Source organism: Nitrosomonas sp. (genome assembly GCF_019635155.1).
Taxonomy (GTDB): domain Bacteria; phylum Pseudomonadota; class Gammaproteobacteria; order Burkholderiales; family Nitrosomonadaceae; genus Nitrosomonas.
In genome coordinates, this window is sequence record NZ_JAHBZY010000022.1 from 14,917 (window position 1) to 33,717 (window position 18,801).

Annotated in this window: 22 protein-coding genes; 4 read left to right on the top strand and 18 right to left on the bottom strand. The window is 49.2% G+C overall.

All coding sequences use genetic code 11. From position 1 onward, the window contains the following. Window positions 1-162: 162 nt before the first annotated feature. Window positions 163-681 carry a peptide-methionine (R)-S-oxide reductase MsrB gene (gene msrB / locus KF839_RS13200; protein ID WP_292918312.1) on the top strand — a complete coding sequence of 173 codons (519 nt, stop codon included), beginning with the start codon at window positions 163-165 and terminating at the stop codon, window positions 679-681. A 16-nt stretch (window positions 682-697) separates the two neighbouring features. Here the strand turns inward: msrB and KF839_RS13205 are convergent, their stop codons facing one another. Continuing rightward, the gene (locus KF839_RS13205; RefSeq protein ID WP_292918313.1) at window positions 698-1,675 is read right to left on the bottom strand and encodes a class I SAM-dependent methyltransferase; all 978 of its coding nucleotides are present in this window, start codon (window positions 1,673-1,675) and stop codon (window positions 698-700) included. A gap of 380 nt (window positions 1,676-2,055) precedes the next feature. Here KF839_RS13205 and KF839_RS13210 point away from each other — a divergent pair, with 380 nt between their 5' ends. Next, window positions 2,056-2,670 carry a PEP-CTERM sorting domain-containing protein gene (locus KF839_RS13210; protein WP_292918314.1) on the top strand — a complete coding sequence of 205 codons (615 nt, stop codon included), beginning with the start codon at window positions 2,056-2,058 and terminating at the stop codon, window positions 2,668-2,670. 116 nt (window positions 2,671-2,786) lie between these two features. On the opposite strand, the gene KF839_RS13215 is transcribed toward KF839_RS13210, so the two are convergent. From KF839_RS13215 to KF839_RS13230, 4 genes are all read right to left on the bottom strand, one after another. After that, a complete protein-coding gene (locus tag KF839_RS13215; RefSeq protein ID WP_292918315.1) occupies window positions 2,787-4,061 on the bottom strand; it encodes a M10 family metallopeptidase C-terminal domain-containing protein in 1,275 nt (424 codons plus the stop codon). Window positions 4,062-4,271: 210 nt separating this feature from the next. Next, window positions 4,272-4,688, bottom strand: a complete 417-nt coding sequence (locus KF839_RS13220) for a hemerythrin domain-containing protein (RefSeq protein ID WP_292918316.1) — start codon at window positions 4,686-4,688, stop codon at window positions 4,272-4,274. Between the two features lie 9 nt (window positions 4,689-4,697). Continuing rightward, window positions 4,698-6,401 (bottom strand): amidohydrolase family protein, encoded by a 1,704-nt coding sequence (locus KF839_RS13225; RefSeq protein WP_292918317.1) that lies wholly within the window; start codon window positions 6,399-6,401, stop codon window positions 4,698-4,700. Beyond that, window positions 6,398-7,216, bottom strand: a complete 819-nt coding sequence (locus tag KF839_RS13230) for a uracil-DNA glycosylase family protein (RefSeq protein WP_292918318.1) — start codon at window positions 7,214-7,216, stop codon at window positions 6,398-6,400. The genes KF839_RS13225 and KF839_RS13230 overlap by 4 nt, the downstream gene beginning before the upstream one ends. Before the next feature lie 236 nt (window positions 7,217-7,452). Between KF839_RS13230 and KF839_RS13235 the strand changes: the two genes are divergently transcribed. After that, complete coding sequence (locus KF839_RS13235) at window positions 7,453-8,121, top strand: FxDxF family PEP-CTERM protein (RefSeq protein WP_292918319.1); 669 nt, start codon at window positions 7,453-7,455, stop codon at window positions 8,119-8,121. Between the two features lie 54 nt (window positions 8,122-8,175). Here the strand turns inward: KF839_RS13235 and KF839_RS13240 are convergent, their stop codons facing one another. The 12 genes from KF839_RS13240 to KF839_RS13295 all read right to left on the bottom strand — a co-directional run bounded on the left by KF839_RS13240 (window position 8,176) and on the right by KF839_RS13295 (window position 16,474). Further along, the gene (locus tag KF839_RS13240; RefSeq protein WP_292918320.1) at window positions 8,176-9,375 is read right to left on the bottom strand and encodes an alpha/beta fold hydrolase; all 1,200 of its coding nucleotides are present in this window, start codon (window positions 9,373-9,375) and stop codon (window positions 8,176-8,178) included. A gap of 52 nt (window positions 9,376-9,427) precedes the next feature. Next, on the bottom strand, window positions 9,428-9,874 hold the full coding sequence (locus tag KF839_RS13245) for an SRPBCC family protein (RefSeq protein ID WP_292918321.1): 447 nt from the start codon (window positions 9,872-9,874) through the stop codon (window positions 9,428-9,430). Between the two features lie 157 nt (window positions 9,875-10,031). Then, window positions 10,032-10,430, bottom strand: a complete 399-nt coding sequence (locus tag KF839_RS13250) for a GFA family protein (RefSeq protein ID WP_292918322.1) — start codon at window positions 10,428-10,430, stop codon at window positions 10,032-10,034. 167 nt (window positions 10,431-10,597) lie between these two features. Next, the gene (locus KF839_RS13255; RefSeq protein ID WP_292918323.1) at window positions 10,598-10,942 is read right to left on the bottom strand and encodes a hypothetical protein; all 345 of its coding nucleotides are present in this window, start codon (window positions 10,940-10,942) and stop codon (window positions 10,598-10,600) included. 31 nt (window positions 10,943-10,973) lie between these two features. Then, window positions 10,974-11,306 (bottom strand): YnfA family protein, encoded by a 333-nt coding sequence (locus KF839_RS13260; protein ID WP_292918324.1) that lies wholly within the window; start codon window positions 11,304-11,306, stop codon window positions 10,974-10,976. A 35-nt stretch (window positions 11,307-11,341) separates the two neighbouring features. After that, complete coding sequence (locus tag KF839_RS13265) at window positions 11,342-11,893, bottom strand: hypothetical protein (RefSeq protein WP_292918349.1); 552 nt, start codon at window positions 11,891-11,893, stop codon at window positions 11,342-11,344. Window positions 11,894-12,012: 119 nt separating this feature from the next. Further along, window positions 12,013-12,267 (bottom strand): acyl carrier protein, encoded by a 255-nt coding sequence (locus KF839_RS13270; RefSeq protein ID WP_292918325.1) that lies wholly within the window; start codon window positions 12,265-12,267, stop codon window positions 12,013-12,015. A gap of 18 nt (window positions 12,268-12,285) precedes the next feature. After that, entirely contained in the window at window positions 12,286-13,503 is a 1,218-nt protein-coding gene (gene fabF / locus KF839_RS13275) for a beta-ketoacyl-ACP synthase II (protein WP_292918326.1), read from the bottom strand. 179 nt (window positions 13,504-13,682) lie between these two features. Next, complete coding sequence (locus KF839_RS13280) at window positions 13,683-13,958, bottom strand: hypothetical protein (RefSeq protein WP_292918327.1); 276 nt, start codon at window positions 13,956-13,958, stop codon at window positions 13,683-13,685. Window positions 13,959-14,030: 72 nt separating this feature from the next. Then, window positions 14,031-14,867 carry a diaminopimelate epimerase gene (dapF, locus tag KF839_RS13285; RefSeq protein WP_292918328.1) on the bottom strand — a complete coding sequence of 279 codons (837 nt, stop codon included), beginning with the start codon at window positions 14,865-14,867 and terminating at the stop codon, window positions 14,031-14,033. Window positions 14,868-14,924: 57 nt separating this feature from the next. Beyond that, on the bottom strand, window positions 14,925-15,389 hold the full coding sequence (locus KF839_RS13290) for a GNAT family N-acetyltransferase (protein ID WP_292918329.1): 465 nt from the start codon (window positions 15,387-15,389) through the stop codon (window positions 14,925-14,927). Further along, entirely contained in the window at window positions 15,386-16,474 is a 1,089-nt protein-coding gene (locus KF839_RS13295; protein WP_292918330.1) for a D-alanine--D-alanine ligase family protein, read from the bottom strand. Before KF839_RS13295 ends, KF839_RS13290 begins: the two co-directional genes overlap by 4 nt. Window positions 16,475-16,968: 494 nt before the next feature. Between KF839_RS13295 and KF839_RS13300 the strand changes: the two genes are divergently transcribed. Further along, a complete protein-coding gene (locus KF839_RS13300) occupies window positions 16,969-17,886 on the top strand; it encodes a hypothetical protein (protein WP_292918331.1) in 918 nt (305 codons plus the stop codon). Here the strand turns inward: KF839_RS13300 and KF839_RS13305 are convergent. Continuing rightward, a complete protein-coding gene (locus KF839_RS13305) occupies window positions 17,883-18,677 on the bottom strand; it encodes a hypothetical protein (protein WP_292918332.1) in 795 nt (264 codons plus the stop codon). The genes KF839_RS13300 and KF839_RS13305 overlap by 4 nt on opposite strands. Window positions 18,678-18,801 lie beyond the last annotated feature (124 nt).

The window sequence follows — 18,801 nt, forward strand, 5'->3', positions numbered from 1 at the left end:
AGAATTGCCGCGAAAATGCTGCTGATGCCATTATAATGACAACGAACAAATCCATGCTGTTAGATCGAATCTAACGCGCAAACCAACCAGCGACATTTACCATGCCGTGGTACCGTTACTTGAACCGGTAATAACCATTTCCGGAAATTTGGAGAGGATTTCATGAAACGACGCACCGTATTACAAACGCTCGCCGTGGCAGCGGCATTGCCGCTGATTCCGGCTTGTTTTCGCGGCAACGTGATTGGCGAAGCCGCCAGTCCGATTACACCGCTTAACAAACCGCATGAAGAATGGCGCAAATTACTCTCGTCCAGGGCTTATGAAATCCTGTTTGAAGAAGCCACTGAGCGCCCGGAATCCAGTAATCTAGTGTATGAAGACCGGGAAGGAACATTCATTTGCGCGGCTTGTTATTTGCCGTTATTCGATAGCGCACATAAATATGAAAGCTGGACCGGATGGCCCAGTTTTACCCAACCGATTCCCGGTCATATCGCCACCAAGCTTGATTTCAAATTGATCAAACCGCGCACGGAATATCACTGCGTGCGCTGCGGCGGACATCAAGGCCATGTGTTTAAAGACGGCCCGCCGCCACGCGGTGAACGCTGGTGCAACAACGGTTATGCACTCAATTTCGTCTCCGGAGGCGAGCCGTTGCCTATGCTCAGAAGTTGATCGTACGAATTGATGGTTATGAAAGTGAACGCAACCAGAATGCATCGCCATGCCGCTCGACTTCGGCAAACTCCGCGCCCTCCCAGATCGATGCGACTTTCGCGGCTAGCTCCGGCCGCCTGCTTACAGCCCATGCCGGCAAAATAATTTCCATACCGGCATGGCCACCGAGAAGAAACATGGCCAATAAATATTGTTCGTTGTAATACCGCGCTGCCCACTCCGGCGGATAATCATCCGGTAAAAAAATATCATGAAAGCCGATCACCACATTCGGCGGCAACACCGGCAGTAATTCCAGCATCGCGACTGTCACATCGCTATTCTGGAACGCGCGATGCGAGCAGTCGATAAAACATATATCACCGGAACAGATACGAGCCTTCAACAAGGCACAGGTATCTTCCAGCGGAGCACGCAAAACCTCGTCACAAAGCCGGTCAATTTCAGCGCGCGGCGAGGGGTCGATCGAAATAATGCGAGTCGGCAAATTACCATCTATGATCGCCTGTCTCACAAAACGGGTCGAATTACCGGACCCTACTTCCCAATAAACCGCCGGTCGACGTTCCCGCACCAACGCATACAAAGCGGCGCCATCCAACCCCGGCAACCAACCATTAATCCAGCGGGGGTCGTCATGATCTTCCGGTGCTCGAACGGGAATATTGCGTAACGCTTCGCGATATCCCGCAATTGTTTCCAGGGTCAGGATGATGGATTTGTCGTTGCGATAAATAATCTTTTCCAAGATATCGTGCGCTGGCAACCCCCAAGCATTACCCCAACGCGCTCGCGGATGAACCGCATAATCCAGCGATATTACCGTACCGGGCAGAGATGGCGGAGGTGACGGCAAATTCTGTGAAGCCGCGGAGATTATTCCATCCGCTTGAAGCTGCGCGGCAATACGCCGCGCAAGCGCATCCAATAAACGCCGGCCCAGTTTGACAACCGGTGCTTTAAACCAAGTCAGTAAATTTCCGGAAACCATAAGCAGTGATGTAAGAAAAATTAAAGATGATACGCCGGGATTATGAGTGATCGTGTGTTTTTCCGGTTAAAGAATGCGCACAACCAGCGGAAAATGTACTGAATGCACCATTCGATGTCAAACCGGTCAATACAATTAATTCACACCGCCTGTAAGTTTCTAAGCGCCGATCAGCACAGCAATTCTTCATGTGGTAATTAATCAGCGTACCGATTCCTAGTACAAATGTACTAGAAAAACCGGTATAGTTGTGCCATTAAATCCGCACGAGCTTTGATATATAGTGCGGTAGCGCGCTTTCCTCAATAGAACGTTCAATCGATCATTATTTGGCATCACATTGAGCGTCGCGCTATATTTATTAGCAAGGAGATAGAACAATGAATTTAACCATAAAACGACATACTTCAACGCTGGCCGCATCGTTGCGTTGCGGCATTATCGGCGCTGCCGCGATGCTGGCTGTAAACAGCGCTCAAGCATTGGATTTTCAACTGGTATCACACATTGGCGACAATTATAGCTACACCCTAACCTATGGCCCGGACGACAACATGTGGTACGTGGAAAATGGAAATGTCCATGCAACTATTCAGCTTTCCGGTTTGTTTGGCGTTACCAGCGTATTCGGGCCGCTCGATAACGACTTTCCTTCCGGTCCGATCCACGATGGTCAATTGAACTGGACCGGATCGGTGCTATTCGGCGGAGCGGTGGTTCGTTTTACCATGCTGGACGAAGATGTCGGTACCGGTAACTTCTCGACTGAAAAGCATGTGCTTGGTTTCACACTGGTCGCACCCGGCACCAGCCCGATCGACAAGATTAGTCTCGATACCAATGGCTTCTACAACGGCCATACATTGGATGATCGCGACGTGCATACATTCATTTCCGGCCCGGGCATTCCGGCCATACCGGAACCCTCCACATACCTGATGCTGATGGCCGGATTATTCGGCATCGGCACCTGGATGCGGCAGCGCCAAGGTTAAGCAATCTTTACATAGAACGGTACCGCAACTATCGAATGGTTGCGGTATCAGTTTTAATTCAAGCAACGTTCTGATTGCAAACGGGCGTCTTGCTTTCAACATTCCCCGGTTATTTGCTATAAAGCGATAAAGATGACATCGTTAACCGATAAGGCCGTCGATTGCAGCAGTACACCGGTAAACGTAATACTGGCGATATCGTCGACAAAATGCACCACGACATCATCTCCGGCCGCTTCAATACTGGTAATGAATGGCGCCAATTGATCAAAATTATTAAGACCCAGTTGTGTATCAAAGGCGATCTTGTCCGTACCCGGCACAAAATCCTGAAATTGATAATTCCCCACATTGGCAAGCCCGAAGATATCGAATCCATCGCCACCGATCAAGACATCGTTACCCAATTGCCCGACCAGCGTATCGTTGCCATTGTTACCGGTTAAGATGTTATCACTGCTATTGCCAATCAATTTATCATCACTGGAACCGCCGATGGCGTTTTCAATCACCGTGTTCAGACCCAGTGACAAATTGTCTTGTGCGAGCTCATCTGCCGGTGTCAATCCGACGGAGCTCAGCGTACCGGGCGCTGCGACATTCAGATTCAAGATAACCGGTGTATTGATGCTGGAAGCATCCAGTGTATCGATACCTGCGTCATCATAGATGGTCTGAACGAATTGACCGTCCTGGTCAGTCAATGTGTAGATATCGTCGCCGGTATTCACCAGTTTTGCATTATATAAATACGACAGAGCCGCATAATCATAGGGAGCCAGATTGATACGCTCCAACCCTTGGCTCTGTGGTGTGTATGACATGATGCTATACAACTCGGAATCTTCCACACCCGTCAAATAAGGCCCTTCCGTCGTACCTGGATCATCAAGCGATGAAGTGGCGTTGTAATTGCCAGGATGCTTCAAACCAAGCGTATGACCGATTTCGTGAATCAAAGTCGAATAGGCATTGGTGCCTTTGGTGACATTTATCGTTTGTGCAATGTCCGCTTCATTATTGATATAGAGATCACCGGCGGTATCGCCGATCGAAGGATCCGGATAATAGGCATAACCGGCGGATTCTGTCTGCAAATTATTTCCCAAGCGAATCTGACCATAGGATGACGCAGTATCTGCAACCTCGGTAAAAGTAAGATCAAAATGCGAAGCGATCGTCGTTAATATTTCACGCACCGCCGCTTTTTGATCGTCGGTCATCACGCTGAAATTATTGCCATCTTGCGCCGGATCGGCATAGCTCGGCAAAGCCGACATAAAACTATAAGTTACCGCAACCGTCGCGCCGCCCGGAACTGTAGGGTTCCACCGGATGTCGCTACCGGCAAGCACTGCATCAACGCGATAATCATTGGTAATACTTGGCATATTCTCTCCTCCGTAACAATCCATCAATTCACTAGTCGATGCCGCATTGTAGTGTGTTCGCTTTCGAACCATACGCACTAATATCAGCGTCTTCCGGGTGTTATTTAGTGATTTGGGTTGTTTGCGCGAAGAACAATTTTAATCGATAAAATCCTTTCAAATAAAACATCGAATGGAACGAACCGGTTTAATTATCCACGTAATAGCGTATCAATTTTCTTGCGTGGGATCTTGGGCGGTGAGGGTGTCGAGCACTGCTTGCAATTGCGGAAACAGCACGCGTTCTTCATAGCGTACATGTGCGGCCAGTAATTCTCCCAGCCGGTTTAAACGCTCGCACGACTCAAGCATGCCGGGTTCAACAATCAGTTGCTGCAGCATTGCATGCTCGCTGAAAATACGTACGGCAACTTGCGGATCCAGTGAATCTTTGGCAATCGCAAGCAGTTGTTCTTCACTTTGGAAGTGCGCGGCCATTACCTGATGCCAATGTGCATTAATCCGCACCAACACTTCGTCACATGCTGCTCTATCCGCGCTTTCCGCCGCTTTGCGCGCAACCCGGGCCAGAACCAATGCCGTGTGGTGATCGCGTGAAAGAGACAATAAAGCACCGGTACGAGGCATTTGAATTAATCAATACAATGTTTTGAGGCCGGTTTTCAAATAACCGGGCAGATTTTTCTGATCTGCTATGCGGCTGAGAAAGTTCGGATCATCAGCCACGGACAACGGATCCAGCGGCAATGGCTGGACAATTTTGGAAAGCGGTACGGCGGCTCGTTCCAATCCCCGTAATGCACCGGTCGGTTCGGCTGCACCGGGTAGTGGCAGCCGTGGACGCAAATCCATCCCGGAATCTTCCAATTCATCCAGTGCGATTGTCCATTCCTGTTCGTGTGGTAGCCGCTTACCTAATTTTGCCAACATCGCGCGCGGCGCCGTTTCCGGTTGCTCCAGCTCGCGTGCGAGCTCGGGTAGCTGAGCTAACGCCTTGCGCAACATATCGGCTGCGGATTTTAAAGTCAGGCTTCCTACCGAAGGATCGGCAGTTTGTTGTTGCAAGAAAACCATCCGCCGCAATCCACCGATGCGCAGCGCCTCACCCGCCGCTCCCAAACTTCGCATCAAGCCGGGTAATCCGAAACGCGCTACACCGCTTATCATCACCAAGCGTATGGCGGTTTCTTTGGCTTGCAACAAGTTCGCGTAAGGATCATCCGCTTGGCGAGAAACCACAATCAGATCAGCGCGCTTCCCCTGCTCCAGCGACCCCAGCACGTCAGTCCATTGTAAAATCGCCGCGGCATTGCGCGTTGCCATGGCGATGATATCGCGATCACTGAAAACCGCTCCGGATGCCTGGCTGACCAACCGAGCGACCTTCAATTCACCCAACAAATTCTTACTGCCCGACGGCGACCAATCCGAGCCGATACCGATACGTACACCGGCGGCCTTGGCTGCTTCAATATTGGCAGTATTACCGTACAACAATAGGTTACTGAGCGGCGACCAGATCATCGCCCCGTTGTGTTCTCCATAAAGATCAAAATCTTCGGCGGTTAATCCGGCACAATGAATACCGGCTAATTGGCGGGTAATCGCCCATTCGTCATTTGTCAGTTTCAGCGACAAAAAATGTTTTCGCGCGGTTTGATCGATCCCTTCGCTCAAGTGAAGCAAAAAGCACGATGCTTTTTTCAACCGTGAAAAAAAACGCTGCGCATCCTTGGCATCGATATCCGCAATCCGGGTATCCGCCTCGGGTAAAGCCGATTCGTCGGTTTGTTCCACATTACGCACGATTCCGCGATAATAGCGCCGGATACCGGCGTTACTGAATAACTGTATTCCTTGGCTGGTAGTAACGCCACCGATCAAACTTTTGCATTCGACATAGCGAATCAACGCCGGTACCAATTGCGGCGATTTGCCGATAATTTGCATCGGGCCGCTGATCAGTTTGCGATACTCGGGAATACCGGACCACTGATCGCGATTACTGAATTTTTTAGGCACATCCCACAAGCATAAGGCGTTATAAGCCAAATGATTGTGCAATTCGATCAGGCCGGGATAAATCGTGCCGCCACTATGGATGATGGGAGTGTCCTCAAATCCCGCCGGACTCGCAGCCGCAGCGTTGCTAACTGCCGCGATATTGCTTTGTTCGATGTAGATCACACCGTCCTCGATGACTTCAAACGAATCATTCATCGTAACGATACGCCCTCGTAGCGCCAATTTTCCGCCGCTTGCCGGATCGATCGGCTGTTCGCGTTTTTTATTCACCGCTGCACGAACGAATTGTTGCTGCTTTTTCTTCGCGCGAATCATAGCTTCGGCACCACGCCTTTCGGCACGGTTATCGTAATATTCCGCCGCTTGGCGAGCAGATTTTTACCGGACCGGCGTGCCCAATTATCAGTTTCACGCATCCAAGCAGGAAGACCCGGTGGAAAGTCGATATCCGGAATCGCGACTTTATCGCCCGGTTGCCAGCTATCGCCATACAAATTCAAAGGCTGCTCGCGATCGGGGTGATTAATCGCGGCATGCAGCGTTTGCAATGCCGTATTCCATTGATTTAACATCGTCTTGGTTTCTTCGCGCAACTTTTGCGGGTCACCATCCGAAGCGCTTTCCGGTCTGGTCGGGTGGGTAATAGGCACTTGGGGTATTGCGAAATCCTGACTATCAGGCGTTGCCTGCCACACCTGCCAAGCTTCGTTCGCCAGCGATCCCAATGTCACAACCGCTTCAATTGCTTGCGTGGTTAGCAATGCCTTTAGCCAACGATGGCGGTAATCGGCAATCGCTGCGGATTTTTTGATTTTGGCCGGGACGTTGCCATACACGCTGTATAAAAACGTATTGATCATGACATAACTACGATCGATACCGAGTTTTGCCAGAAATCCCTGAGTCCGCTGCCCGGCTTCACCTACCAGAATGCGCCGCACGACCGCTTCGTTTTGTGCCGGGTCTTGTCCGATCAATAGCACACGGGCCGAGCCATCGAGTCTTCCACGATGAAAAATCGGCCCCCACTCGACACGAAAGTTCTCGATGGGATAAACAGTAGCATCAGGGTAGTCTTGACATAGGCTTTTAAAAGGTTCTTCGACATAACCAGGATCGAATAAGCGCATGGCTGCCTCCCGCGATCATTACGAAAATTTAATCGGGCATCACAAAAAATTGCTGTCGTCTTGTGATAGATTCAAAAAAACCGGTACATTTGTCCTACCTGAACAAGGATCATCTTACTACAGAATTAAATTTCAGCAGCAGTTAATATACAGTACCCTTGTTAAACAAATGGTTGAGTATTTTTGCGTTTGGCAAGCCAAGGTTATTTTATTCACACAGCTAGAAGGTGAGCACTATGAAACGTTTATTACCACTTGCATTGGGATCTTTGATTACCGCTTTCGCATCCACCTCCGCTTTTGCGATCACCGTTTCCTGGACGGATTGGACTTCATCCACGGATTCGTTCTCAGCAAGCGGCAGCTTGGCGGTCGGATCGGATATTGTCGACGTCGGTTATTCCGCCACTGGCGCGCATGCATTTGTGACTACCGGCTCAGGCACAAACTACTGGACCGGTTCGGCATATACCAACGGCACCGTTGATAACGCACCGCCCGCCTCCGATATTATCGCGCTGAATCAAGGCGGCACCGTCACCATTACGTTCTCACAGACCGTCGTGGATCCGTATATCGGTCTCGTAAGCTGGAATGGCAACACCGTCGATTTCGGTGTGCCGATTGTAGTCGACAGCTTCGGTTCGGGTTATTGGGGTAGCGGCACGCCGATCCTGAACCCGGGTGGTACCGGCTTTTTCGGATCCGGTGAAGTGCACGGCGTTATCCGCTTGCCCGGTTCGTTCGATTCCATCACGTTTACCCACACCAGTGAAAACTGGCACGGTTTCACGGTTGGCGTCGCCGGTATAGCACCGGTTCCGGAACCTGAGACCTATGCAATGTTATTGGCAGGCTTAGGTTTACTGGGTTTTATGGCGCGCCGCAGACAGCACGCTGCTTAACACGCGACTTATCATTCTCGGCAAATCCCGCTCCCGTAGCGGGATTTATAATTGTTACGGCTGCACACGTATCTGACGATAAACCCACTGTTCAATTGAATCCAGCAACTCCGTACGCCGCGGTTCTTTCAGAAATACATGCTGGTGATAAACCAAACCCGGCAGCTTCCGAATCTTGTTAGCAGAATTGTGCTTTAACGTTGCCGCTATAAAATCTTCGTTACCCCACGCCGGGGTGATCGGATCAAGTTCCGCATAAATCAGGTAGTACGGGATCGAAAAATCCGCCATTTGGCGGCGGAAATTAACGATTTCCCGTTCGATCCCTTTGACGTATCGTAACAAACTGCGTCGCACAATCCAATGATCGGCGCGCAACCGGGCTTTTTCTATGTCGCTGTCAGTCAGGTAATCCGTCACCCAGGCCGGTGAAACCGGTGTTACAAACTGACGCAACCCAGGCCAGGATAGCACCTCGAACAACCCATCCAATACCGGCACCGTCACCAGCGACAACAGCTGATTGAACAGCAGCAATGGCAATGGCTCATCGTGGGGATGCAAAAAGTGCGTTTCAGCGTAAAACGACAGTTTAATCAGCGGATTAGCCACCCAACCGCGCCACCCCGGCGGTTCGCTCACAGCGAAAGCAGGTGCAAGAAAAATCACACCTTGTATCCGTTTGATCAAATCGGATTCGTTCTGATACTTGAGCAAATAGGATGCGGTTACCAATCCACCCAGACTATGCGCCACAATGAAAACCGGTTGTTGCGAATCTTGTGCCTCACACTGCGCCATAAAAGCTTTCAGCGCCCTGCCAAACATCTGCCGTAGCGGTTCCAGATCATATAATGCCGATTGCGCCAAATATGCCTCGCCGACATCGATTCGTTCAATTCCCTCCGCCAGCATCCGATCCGCGCGGCGCAACACCGGATTTGAAAGACCATGCGCATAATGATCGAAGCCTGCGACAAAGAAATGCCGGGAAAAATAGCGCGCCACTTCGCCGTAACGCCCGATATGCTCATTCATGCCATGCACCAAGAGTACACAGGCGGTTGATGAATCCGGCCGCGGCGATGACAATGTGCGCAAAATCAGCGGTTCTTCACCCTCCTGCCCAATCGCGGTTTCCTCCCCCCAACGCGGATAGGGAGCGGTAACGAATGGATGATGGATACATCCGGAGAGCGTTACCAGCAAGAGAAAAAAGACAAATAGAGTTGTTAAATGCGATTTGAGAAGCATAACCACAATGCAGCCACCCCCGCAAAAGCCAGAGGAATTTAACGATGCTTGGTTAATCCGGAATCTCGGCTTCAAGCAGCAAAGTCAATAAGGTCAACGACTCCTGCCAGCCGAGATAACAGGCTTCGGCAGGAATCACCGCCGGTATCCCCTCCTGGACAATATTCAGCTCGGTACCACAGGAAACTTGTTTCAGCGATATCGTTACCTGCATTTCTCCCGGCAAATTGGGATCGTCAAACTTGTCGGTATAGCGGATGCGCTCGTACGGCAATAATTCCAGATACTCACCGCCAAACGAATGACTATGTCCGGTATTGAAATTCGTAAAAGACATCTTGAAACAACCGCCGGTTTTAGCTTCTATGTGATGAACCTTCGCGGTAAAACCGTTTGGCGGCAACCATTTAATCAGCGCATCGGCATCCAGAAAAGCCCGGTAAATTCTTTCAGGCGGCGCGCGCAGCACGCGATGAAGACGGATGGTATTGGATGACATAGTTATTTTCCTTCTGATTTCAGTTAATTCAGATGGCACTGACTGCCGGTCAAATCCGGGTTACATTGAATTTTCCGGTTGCGGTTGCGGTTGCGGTGCGCTGCATTCAATAACCGGCCGGATCAGATCTACATTCTACCTGAGCGAAAACCTCGATCTACGACGGATATCGCTCGAATTCGGGAAGCTCGTGAATATGTTGCATCCAGCTGAGCCGCTCAGCCACTTGAATTTGCACTGTGGGCGGAAGCACGTCGGGATCATCCAGCGTAGCCGTTTGCACATCCACCAGTCCGGGAAGAATAGCAGCATTGCGGTAAAACAAACCGCTCCCGCAGTCGGCGCAGAAACTGCGCATCGCAGTACCCGACGAGTTGATGGTCTTTGGTTGCCCTTTCGTCACCGTCAGGGCCGATTCGGGAAACATCGCCCAAGCCACCATCGGAGCACCCGCACTCCGCCGGCAATCGCTGCAGTGACACAAAGCGACAACCTTCGGTTCACCCGTCAATTGATAGCGAATCGCACCACATAAACATTGTCCAGAGTAATTCACAAAAAACCTCCTAGTAAGTCACTGAAAACAACTATCTGCGTTGCCCCGCGCGATGTTAAAGAAACAAGCTCAAAATGCTCATTATTACGCACAAGCCACGCTTTTTCACCTGCTTTTTTGTCTTGTATCGACTACCTCGAAAACGTTTTTCAATCGCCTGTCAAGCTTCACAGACTAACCGCGCTGAAGCCAAAAACCGGGTGACGGCGCTGGTGACCGATCGCGAGTACAAGTGTATGCTCGGCCTCGGTACACAAAACATCGGCAATCAGATTTTCCGGAACATAGAGCGTTTTGGGTAGTTGTTGTGTGTGCGCTTTACCGCTGTTTAGCAATCGCTTGGCTTCCATTTCCGATAATTCGGCGGAAGCAACGGGCACAAATCCAGTACCCGGAATAAAGCAACTCGCCGCATCCATGAGCGCAATGACGTTAAAGCCGCCGTCTTCCCCGGTGGTAATCGGAACCTCGATCCAAGCTTCATTAACCTGGAATGTTCCAGGATGGAGCATTGACTTGATCCTGCTGTATTGCAGCTTAACGTTATGTATTTTTTGGCGCGAACATGATAATTGACATACCTACAAGCGCTACAGACGATCCTACCAGATCCCAGGTTGTTGGCTTTATGCCATCAACTGCCCAAAGCCAAATGATGGCCACAAAAATGTAAACGCCCCCATAGGCGGCATAGACACGGCCTGCTGCGGTGGGGTGCAGTGACAAAAGCCACGCAAAGACCGCGAGGCTCAACCCTGCTGGGACGAGAAGCCACGCGCTTTTCCCTTGTGTGAGCCATAGGTAGGGTAAGTAGCAGCCGACAATCTCGGCTACAGCCGTTACCAGGAAAAGCAAGATGGTTTTGATTTCAAGCATAGTTAGGCCGCGCTACGAAGTAATTACGCAAGGCTCTACCTGAACTCGGCGCCACTGAAAACCTTCCATGAGATAACCCGTAGCCATTCATATTTCCATTGATCTGGCCAGAAATCTTCCTGGCTCTGGTTTGGGCAATCAATTTCAAGTTCGACCCCTACAGCGCCTTTGCTTGACGTACCAAGGGAAAATGCCCGGCATACCCAATCGATCGCGGACTCCTTGCAATAAAGAGTAACTGCAAATGAAGGAGGGATTGTCGGATCATCTGATTTCATAAAGAAACAAAAACCCTCAACACGATCCGGAACATTTGACCAGTGATCGGAAAGCATCCCCGGCGGCTCAGCAGAATCTTGCGTTTCGACTTCGCCCACTGCGGCTATATCGTTCCGGAGATCAATCTTCTGAAACATAAAGGTGCAAAATTCGTTCCCTGGTAGGTATGGGAAGACTTTGAACTGCCAGCTCTTGACGTTGATCCACATACGCTGTCGCTTTGCATCAACCTTTTGCCATGCATAGGTTGGTGGTTCTGCTTTTTGTGGAGGAGGAGGTTTTCGAAAGGACATCGTGAACTGGGTCACAAGGATGTTTCCACCACTATGATTTATACACATGTTTTAAATAAAGGCGGAAAAGGCATTATCAGTCCGCTGGATCGGATTTAATTCTCCGATTAACCTTATGTCACCCACCCCTGATCTCAAGCCTTCCCTTCCGGTGGGTGTTTGCTGATATAGTCGATGATGTCGCCGACGCTGCGCAGGGTTTTGACTTCTTCGCCGTCGAAAGTGACGCCAAAGGTATCCTCGGCATCAAACAGCAGTTGGATGGTGTCCATCGAATCGAGTCCGAGTTCGTCGAATTTGGAGGCGGTGGTGATTGTCGAGGCATCGACATTGTCGACTTTCGATGCGATGAATTCGATCACTTTTGCTTCGAGTTCTGCTGTATCCATGGGTCACCTATTGTGGATTTATGAAGTTGTATAAACGAGACTGGCGTTGTTGCCGCCAAAGCCGAAGGCGTTGCACAGCACGGTTTGCACGTTCTTTTGCACGGCGGTGTTGGGTGTATAGTCGAGGTCGCATTCGGGATCGGCTTCGAGCAGGTTGATTGTCGGATGAATGGTGCCGGTTTGTAAGGTCATAATCGCGGCGATGCTGCCAATCGCAGCGGAAGCACCGATGCTGTGGCCGATCATCGATTTGGTGGCGCTGATCGGAATATCTTTGGCATGCTCGCCAAACAATTGCTTGATCGCTTTGGTTTCGATGACATCACCGAGCGGTGTCGAGGTGGCATGGGCATTAATGTAATCAACTTTATCCGGTGCAAATCCGGCATCGCCGAGTGCCGCTTGCATTGCGGCTATCTGCCCGTCCATATCCGGCGCGACGATATGCGTCGCATCGCAGGCGCAACCATAACCGGCCAATTGCGCATAAATTTTCGCGCCACGTTGTTTTGCGGCATCTTCGCGCTCCAGAATCAATATGCCCGCACCTTCGCCCATCACAAAACCGTCGCGGCCTTTGGCGAACGGCCTTGAGGCATGCGCCGGATCGTTATTGAAACCGGTGGATAATGCAAACAATGCTTCAAAACCGGACATCGTCAACGGCAATACGCACGCCTCCGCGCCGCCGGTCACCACGGCATCGGCTTTGCCGCTACGCAGCAAATCGAGCGCCATGCCGATTGCGTTCGCACCGGATGAGCATGCGGTACTACAGGTTAAATTTATGCCTTTCAGGCCGTATTGCGTGGCAATCCAAGCGCCTGCCGAGTTCGCCATGATGCGCGGTACGGAAAAAGGCGGAACCGATTTGTTTTGAAACTTGCGCGTAGCGGAATATTCAAAAGTTGAAAAGCCCCCCATACCGGACCCCAGACACACAGCCAAGCGCCGCGGTTCATAACTTTCCAGGCTACCCGCATCGGTCATCGCCTGGTTGGCGGCATGAAGTGCTAGTTGCGTGAATCGATCGGTTTGCTCGATTTGCTTGGCGGACAAAAAAGCCGAGGGATCAAACGCATTGATTTCACCGGCAATCCGGGAACGTTGTTTGGAAACATCGAAGCTTTGAATACTGGCAATACCGTTGACGCCGGCAACTGCATTTTCCCAGAATTTTTCAACACCGATACCGATCGGTGAAACAATCCCTATTCCAGTTACTACGATATGCATAAGAAATCAGACAGAGAATATTAAGGCAGGCGCTTTAGAAAATCAGCATACTCGCTATTTAACAATTCGTTGGAATATACTGAAAGCGCGGTGGACTGTCAAACAAACAGCCGGGAATCAATAGCTTGTGAAGCGGTAAAATACTGGTGAATCAGTGCATTAAACCCCAAAAAACGCCTTCAGGGTTTTTGCCGGGCTTCCACTTTCTTTTTCCACGCGATCGTTCCGTATGTTCCCACATAGGCGCCGAGGAAAGCAGCGGCAATGTAGATTTTGTTCTCGACATAATTGGTGACGGTAAAAGCAGTCACCAAAATGATCATCGCCGACCAGAATGCCGCGGCATGCGCCCTTCTTTCTTCCACATCAATGAAATAGAGCGTCCAGCACACATCGGCAAGCGCCATTGCAATCATGATCAGAAAGAAGGTTACCCATGAGAACTCGAAATCCATAATAAGCCTATAAAAACAACAACAATCAGAACACAGCAACCAAGCTGATTGCTGCGTCAATACGAGCAGTGATTATAATCCTTGCCACGCATAATTGCGCGGCCAAAAATCGAACGGCACGATCGGTTTCAGATGCGTCGCCGCGGCAAAACCGATTACTTTTCCTTGATACCGGGTTGGCCCGCAAATCGCCAATCCTCCTTTGTCTTCCCGCACCCGCAAGCTGCCACCGAGCGAATGAGTGCGAAGCGGCAATGCCGTTCCAAATACTTTGGATGCTACGTAAGCGCTGGCGGCGCTACCGGTGCCGCAACTCAGGGTGAGATCTTCCACGCCGACCTCAAACGTACGCACCGCAATACCATCATCCGTATGCCAAATAAAGTTAACATTAACACCTTCCGGGTGACCCAGATACTCGCACAGCGATTTGTCTTCCCGCAACGCTTTACCCACCGCTCTGGCCGATTCCAAATCAATTTCGGAATCGATCACGACAACATGCGGTACACCGGTATAGGCATAAAAGATATTTGTATCGATTTGCTGAAAATCCCGTGCATCACCAAGATTTACTTCAACCAACTCCTGCTCGACAACAACCTCTTTTGCACCGTCTCCGGTAATGATCGTAAATACATCATCCGACACGTAATGATCACGAAAATACCGAGTCGCGCAACGCAAACCATTTCCGCACATGGTTTCCTCGGTACCATCGCGATCAAAAATTTTCATGGTCAATCGATCGTGCATCTGATCGACAAACAAAATGCCATCGGTGTCGTGCTGTTCGGCTAATGCGGACGATATCTGCGCACGATTAAACCCTTCCAGCGGTGTTCTCATTTCATCAATTACTAGAAAGGAGTTACCGCAGCCATCCATTTTTGTCGCTTTGATTCTCATATCGATCCCCTGATTGTTAATTTAATAGCTGTACGTGCTGTCAATCCAGGGCGGCTGCTAAGGATTGAAGCCCACCCGTCTGGTCAAATGTGCTTGTGCAACCCCAGAAATAAACTCATCTTGAACAATACCTGTCAAAACGAAACCGTTCTTAAGATAAAAACATAAACTATCGTTGGCGTCGGCATCGGTTATCACATTCAGAATCCTGCCACCTTGTTTCTGAATCTCACTAAAAACCCGGTCGACCAGTTGAGAACCATAGCCTTTGTTGCGATAACTCTTATCCACAGCGATAACCATCAGTTGATAAGTATTCACTGTCTTTTTAGCAACAACGTAGCCAACCGGTTTGCTGTCTTCTATCGCATAGAACCCAAAATACTTTCCTTTCTCAATACCTTCCAGTTCCTCATGAATATCCGGTTGATACATCGAACCAATATCTTGCAAAGCAATCTTTTCAAGCTCTAGAGATATGTCTTTGGTAATCGCAGTAATCATATTTTTGAGTAGATTCAATAAGATCCAAGTAAGTTATAAACACGCCCCTGGTGTGAAACCACACCTGCTTTTGTAGCTTTCGCCAGCGCAGTTGCCGACAATTCATCCAACACATTGGTTTTTCCATTGAAACAGTTCGGGAATCGAGGTTTAAGCCTTTGCACCGCGGCATGAAGAATCAAAGCAATCATGTCACCGTGCTCTATCCCGGCATACCGGCACATAGTGGTCAAATCCGCTTCGGTAGGGTGCAAACCCGGAATGACGTTGGCTTCGAGAAAATACAACTGTCCGTCACGCTCACGGAAATCCATGCGGTTATAATCACGCACTTCCAGCGATTCATGGGCAGCAATGGCAAGTTTTGCAAAATTGATTGCTTTGTCACTCCATGGAAGCCTCGTAATGTAAGGGTTCTCTATGTTTTTAACATGGGGATCCCGAACCTGAGGTTGTCCGGGGATTTTTGCAAAATCAATCTCCAGGATCGGTAACACATTATTCCCGATGATACCGATGGTATATTCGAGTCCCGGCAGAAACTCTTCCACTAATGCCGGTTGGTTGAATTGGCAATGGATTACTTTCACTGCATCATTGAGTTCCTCGGTATTGTGCACTTTGCTTTTTTGACTAATCCCGATGCTGGTACCCTCGCTATAGGGTTTAACCATCAGCGGAAACGATAAACTCTGCAACCGATCACCAGGTTTCATCAATTGAAATTTCGCTGTTGGTACCCCGTCGTACGCGACAATTCTCTTGGCGGTCGCCTTATCCATTTTATTAATGAAGGTTTTCGGGCTGCTACCGGAATATGGAATATGCAGATGTTCACAAAAAAACGGCACGATGGCTTCGCGTAACTCTTGTTCCTCCAAACCTTCGGTGTTATTAAACACAAGATCGATATGATCCTTTCTTTTCTCAAGCTGATGATAAATATCAGGACCTACATCAATCAGCTCAACATCCGCACCGGCTCGTTCCAATGCTGCGGTAATCGCGGCAATGGTTGATGGACTCTCAAATTCACCATAGCGCGGATCTTCCATATCAGGCTTTCTGACATTGCAGGTATAAGCGATATTGAGTTTATTCATAGTTAAATTGCCGCAATATCCCGAAACACCAGGTTACCGATAACTGTGAACCTGCTTTGTGCATTGCTTTGGAAATTTAAAACCATAGAACAAATCATTTCTGGCATCCCGAAGGTCAAGTAACAGGTTGCCTATTAACGTTGCCTCAATGAAATGGTTTACAGGAAAAAATTGATGATTGAACCGCTTTGAAAAACGCCTACCTTTGAAGACACAAACCTAAACACCCACCACACAATTCCAAACCGACCGGTGAAAGTCATTCGCATCACCTAGTCGATAATAATCAATTCCATAGAATGGTCGATCAATGGTTCTATAGAAAAATAAAATTTTTATTTAATTATTAAAACAATGACATAAACTACATATATCGCATGCTGTGATAAAAGTCACAATAGTCTGGAATTAAGTTGGCAGTAGAATATTGTCTTACTTAGGAAAAATATCACGGTGATTTAAAAATAAGCTTGCATTAAAGTGGAGAATTTATTATGCATTACCGGTCGCAATTAACACTGCTGCAATCATTCGTTTCCGCTCTTGCAATCACAATGACTATTGGCTGTAGTACCGATAGCAATCCCAAAATGAACACACCCGAAGCACCAGGAAATAGCCAATCAACCGATACTAAATCGACTCAAAATGGTGAATCAATGAAATTCTCTCCCAATCCCCCCGAAGGCTGGCTCTGGTCACATGATATCAATCCGATGCATATCAATGACGCTGAGATCCCGGGAATGCACATGACCCGGCTCGCTGCTTACGGCAGTAACAATGATCGGCGCTTCGCCGCCATCATCTATCGCATTGCAAATGTTGAAAGTCTCTATTTACCGGAGCTTGCCGCTGCCGAGCTCGATGCGAAAATTGCAGCGAGCGGCGCCCGGCCGGTGTCTGTCACCGCAGGTGTGGTCAACGGTGAAATTCGCTTCACACTGGTTTTGCACAAAGGACCTGGTACTGAGTCGAAAGTGTATGTCAATCTGGATGAAACCGCATTCAAGCAGCTAGCAGTCGATGGACATCGCATTACCGACTTCACTACCTATATAGCCGATGGTATTCGAAAATATGCGGCAATCGTTGAAGCACGCCCCGGGCCTTCGGTCGTATTCACACATTTCACCGTCAAGGAATTGGATGCGCAATTGCGCAAACACAAGGTCACGCCGATACGTATCCGCGGATATTACGAAGGGGATACGCGATACTTTTCCGCAGTTGCAGAGCAACTAAACGTCGGTGATTGGAATTGGTATGATGAGATTAATGCTGATAAGGTCGCCAATAAACTTGATTCCAATCATGGCTATCCTTTTGATCTGGATGCGTATCGCCAGCCAGGTACTGAGTACGGCGTATATTACACGGTGATCATGTATCACGATCCCAATGACTATTAGTATTTAAAAACTCTTGAACCATCTATCAGCAGCCCGCTGGGTTGCGGACAAACAATCTCCCGTCCCAAAATCGTTTTGGATGCAAATGTCGCTCGCTGCTGCCAGAAACGCAAAGACATTCGGTTATCATCATGAGATTCGGATTTACGATCCACGCTTGAAAGTCCACTCAGAACACTGCGGTAATAATCTGACCTTTGTCCATATCTCACATGAATACCATCAGCACCAAACCAGCGGGGTTCCGATTCAATCAACTTGAATTGATAACGTGCCGCCATCTCAATCAATCCGGCGTGGATCGTTCGCGCACGGCTGACTGTTTCAACTCTGGAGAGCCGGCAGAAAGGATAAAAAAGATTACGAAAGAATATGTAACGCCGCTCGGCCAAACCCTCGATTGATGCCATCGGTAAGTTGGTCATGACGATCTGTGCCGAATGATTATGTAATTGCCTAACGCACCATTCCACGGCCAGTAAAATTTTTGCTGATGGCGCTTCGTACATAATATCGTTACCGATATCGGTCAGCAACGCAACCGCCGGCTTCTTTTCCGAAACTTCCAATTGCCGCCATAGTCCGCAATCGGCAATTCCCGGCAAGCCGCGGAACAGCATTTCACTATCAACACTATAGGCCCGCCCATGCCCAACTGCAGCGAAAATTTCCCCGGGTTCGCTTAATTGCAGTTGCAAACTTTGAATAACGAGACGCAATGACAACGTCAGGTTACTGGCGCCGAGCAAGATCATCCGATTGCTTAATGCGGGAAATGATTCACTACTCATTTTTTCTTCAGTTTGCGGATTCAATTAAGTGAATGGTTCCAGATTCATCAATAACACACCCAACAATACACCTTAGCCCGGTAACATCGCCACTACCCGCAATAAACAATCCACATGACGTCTA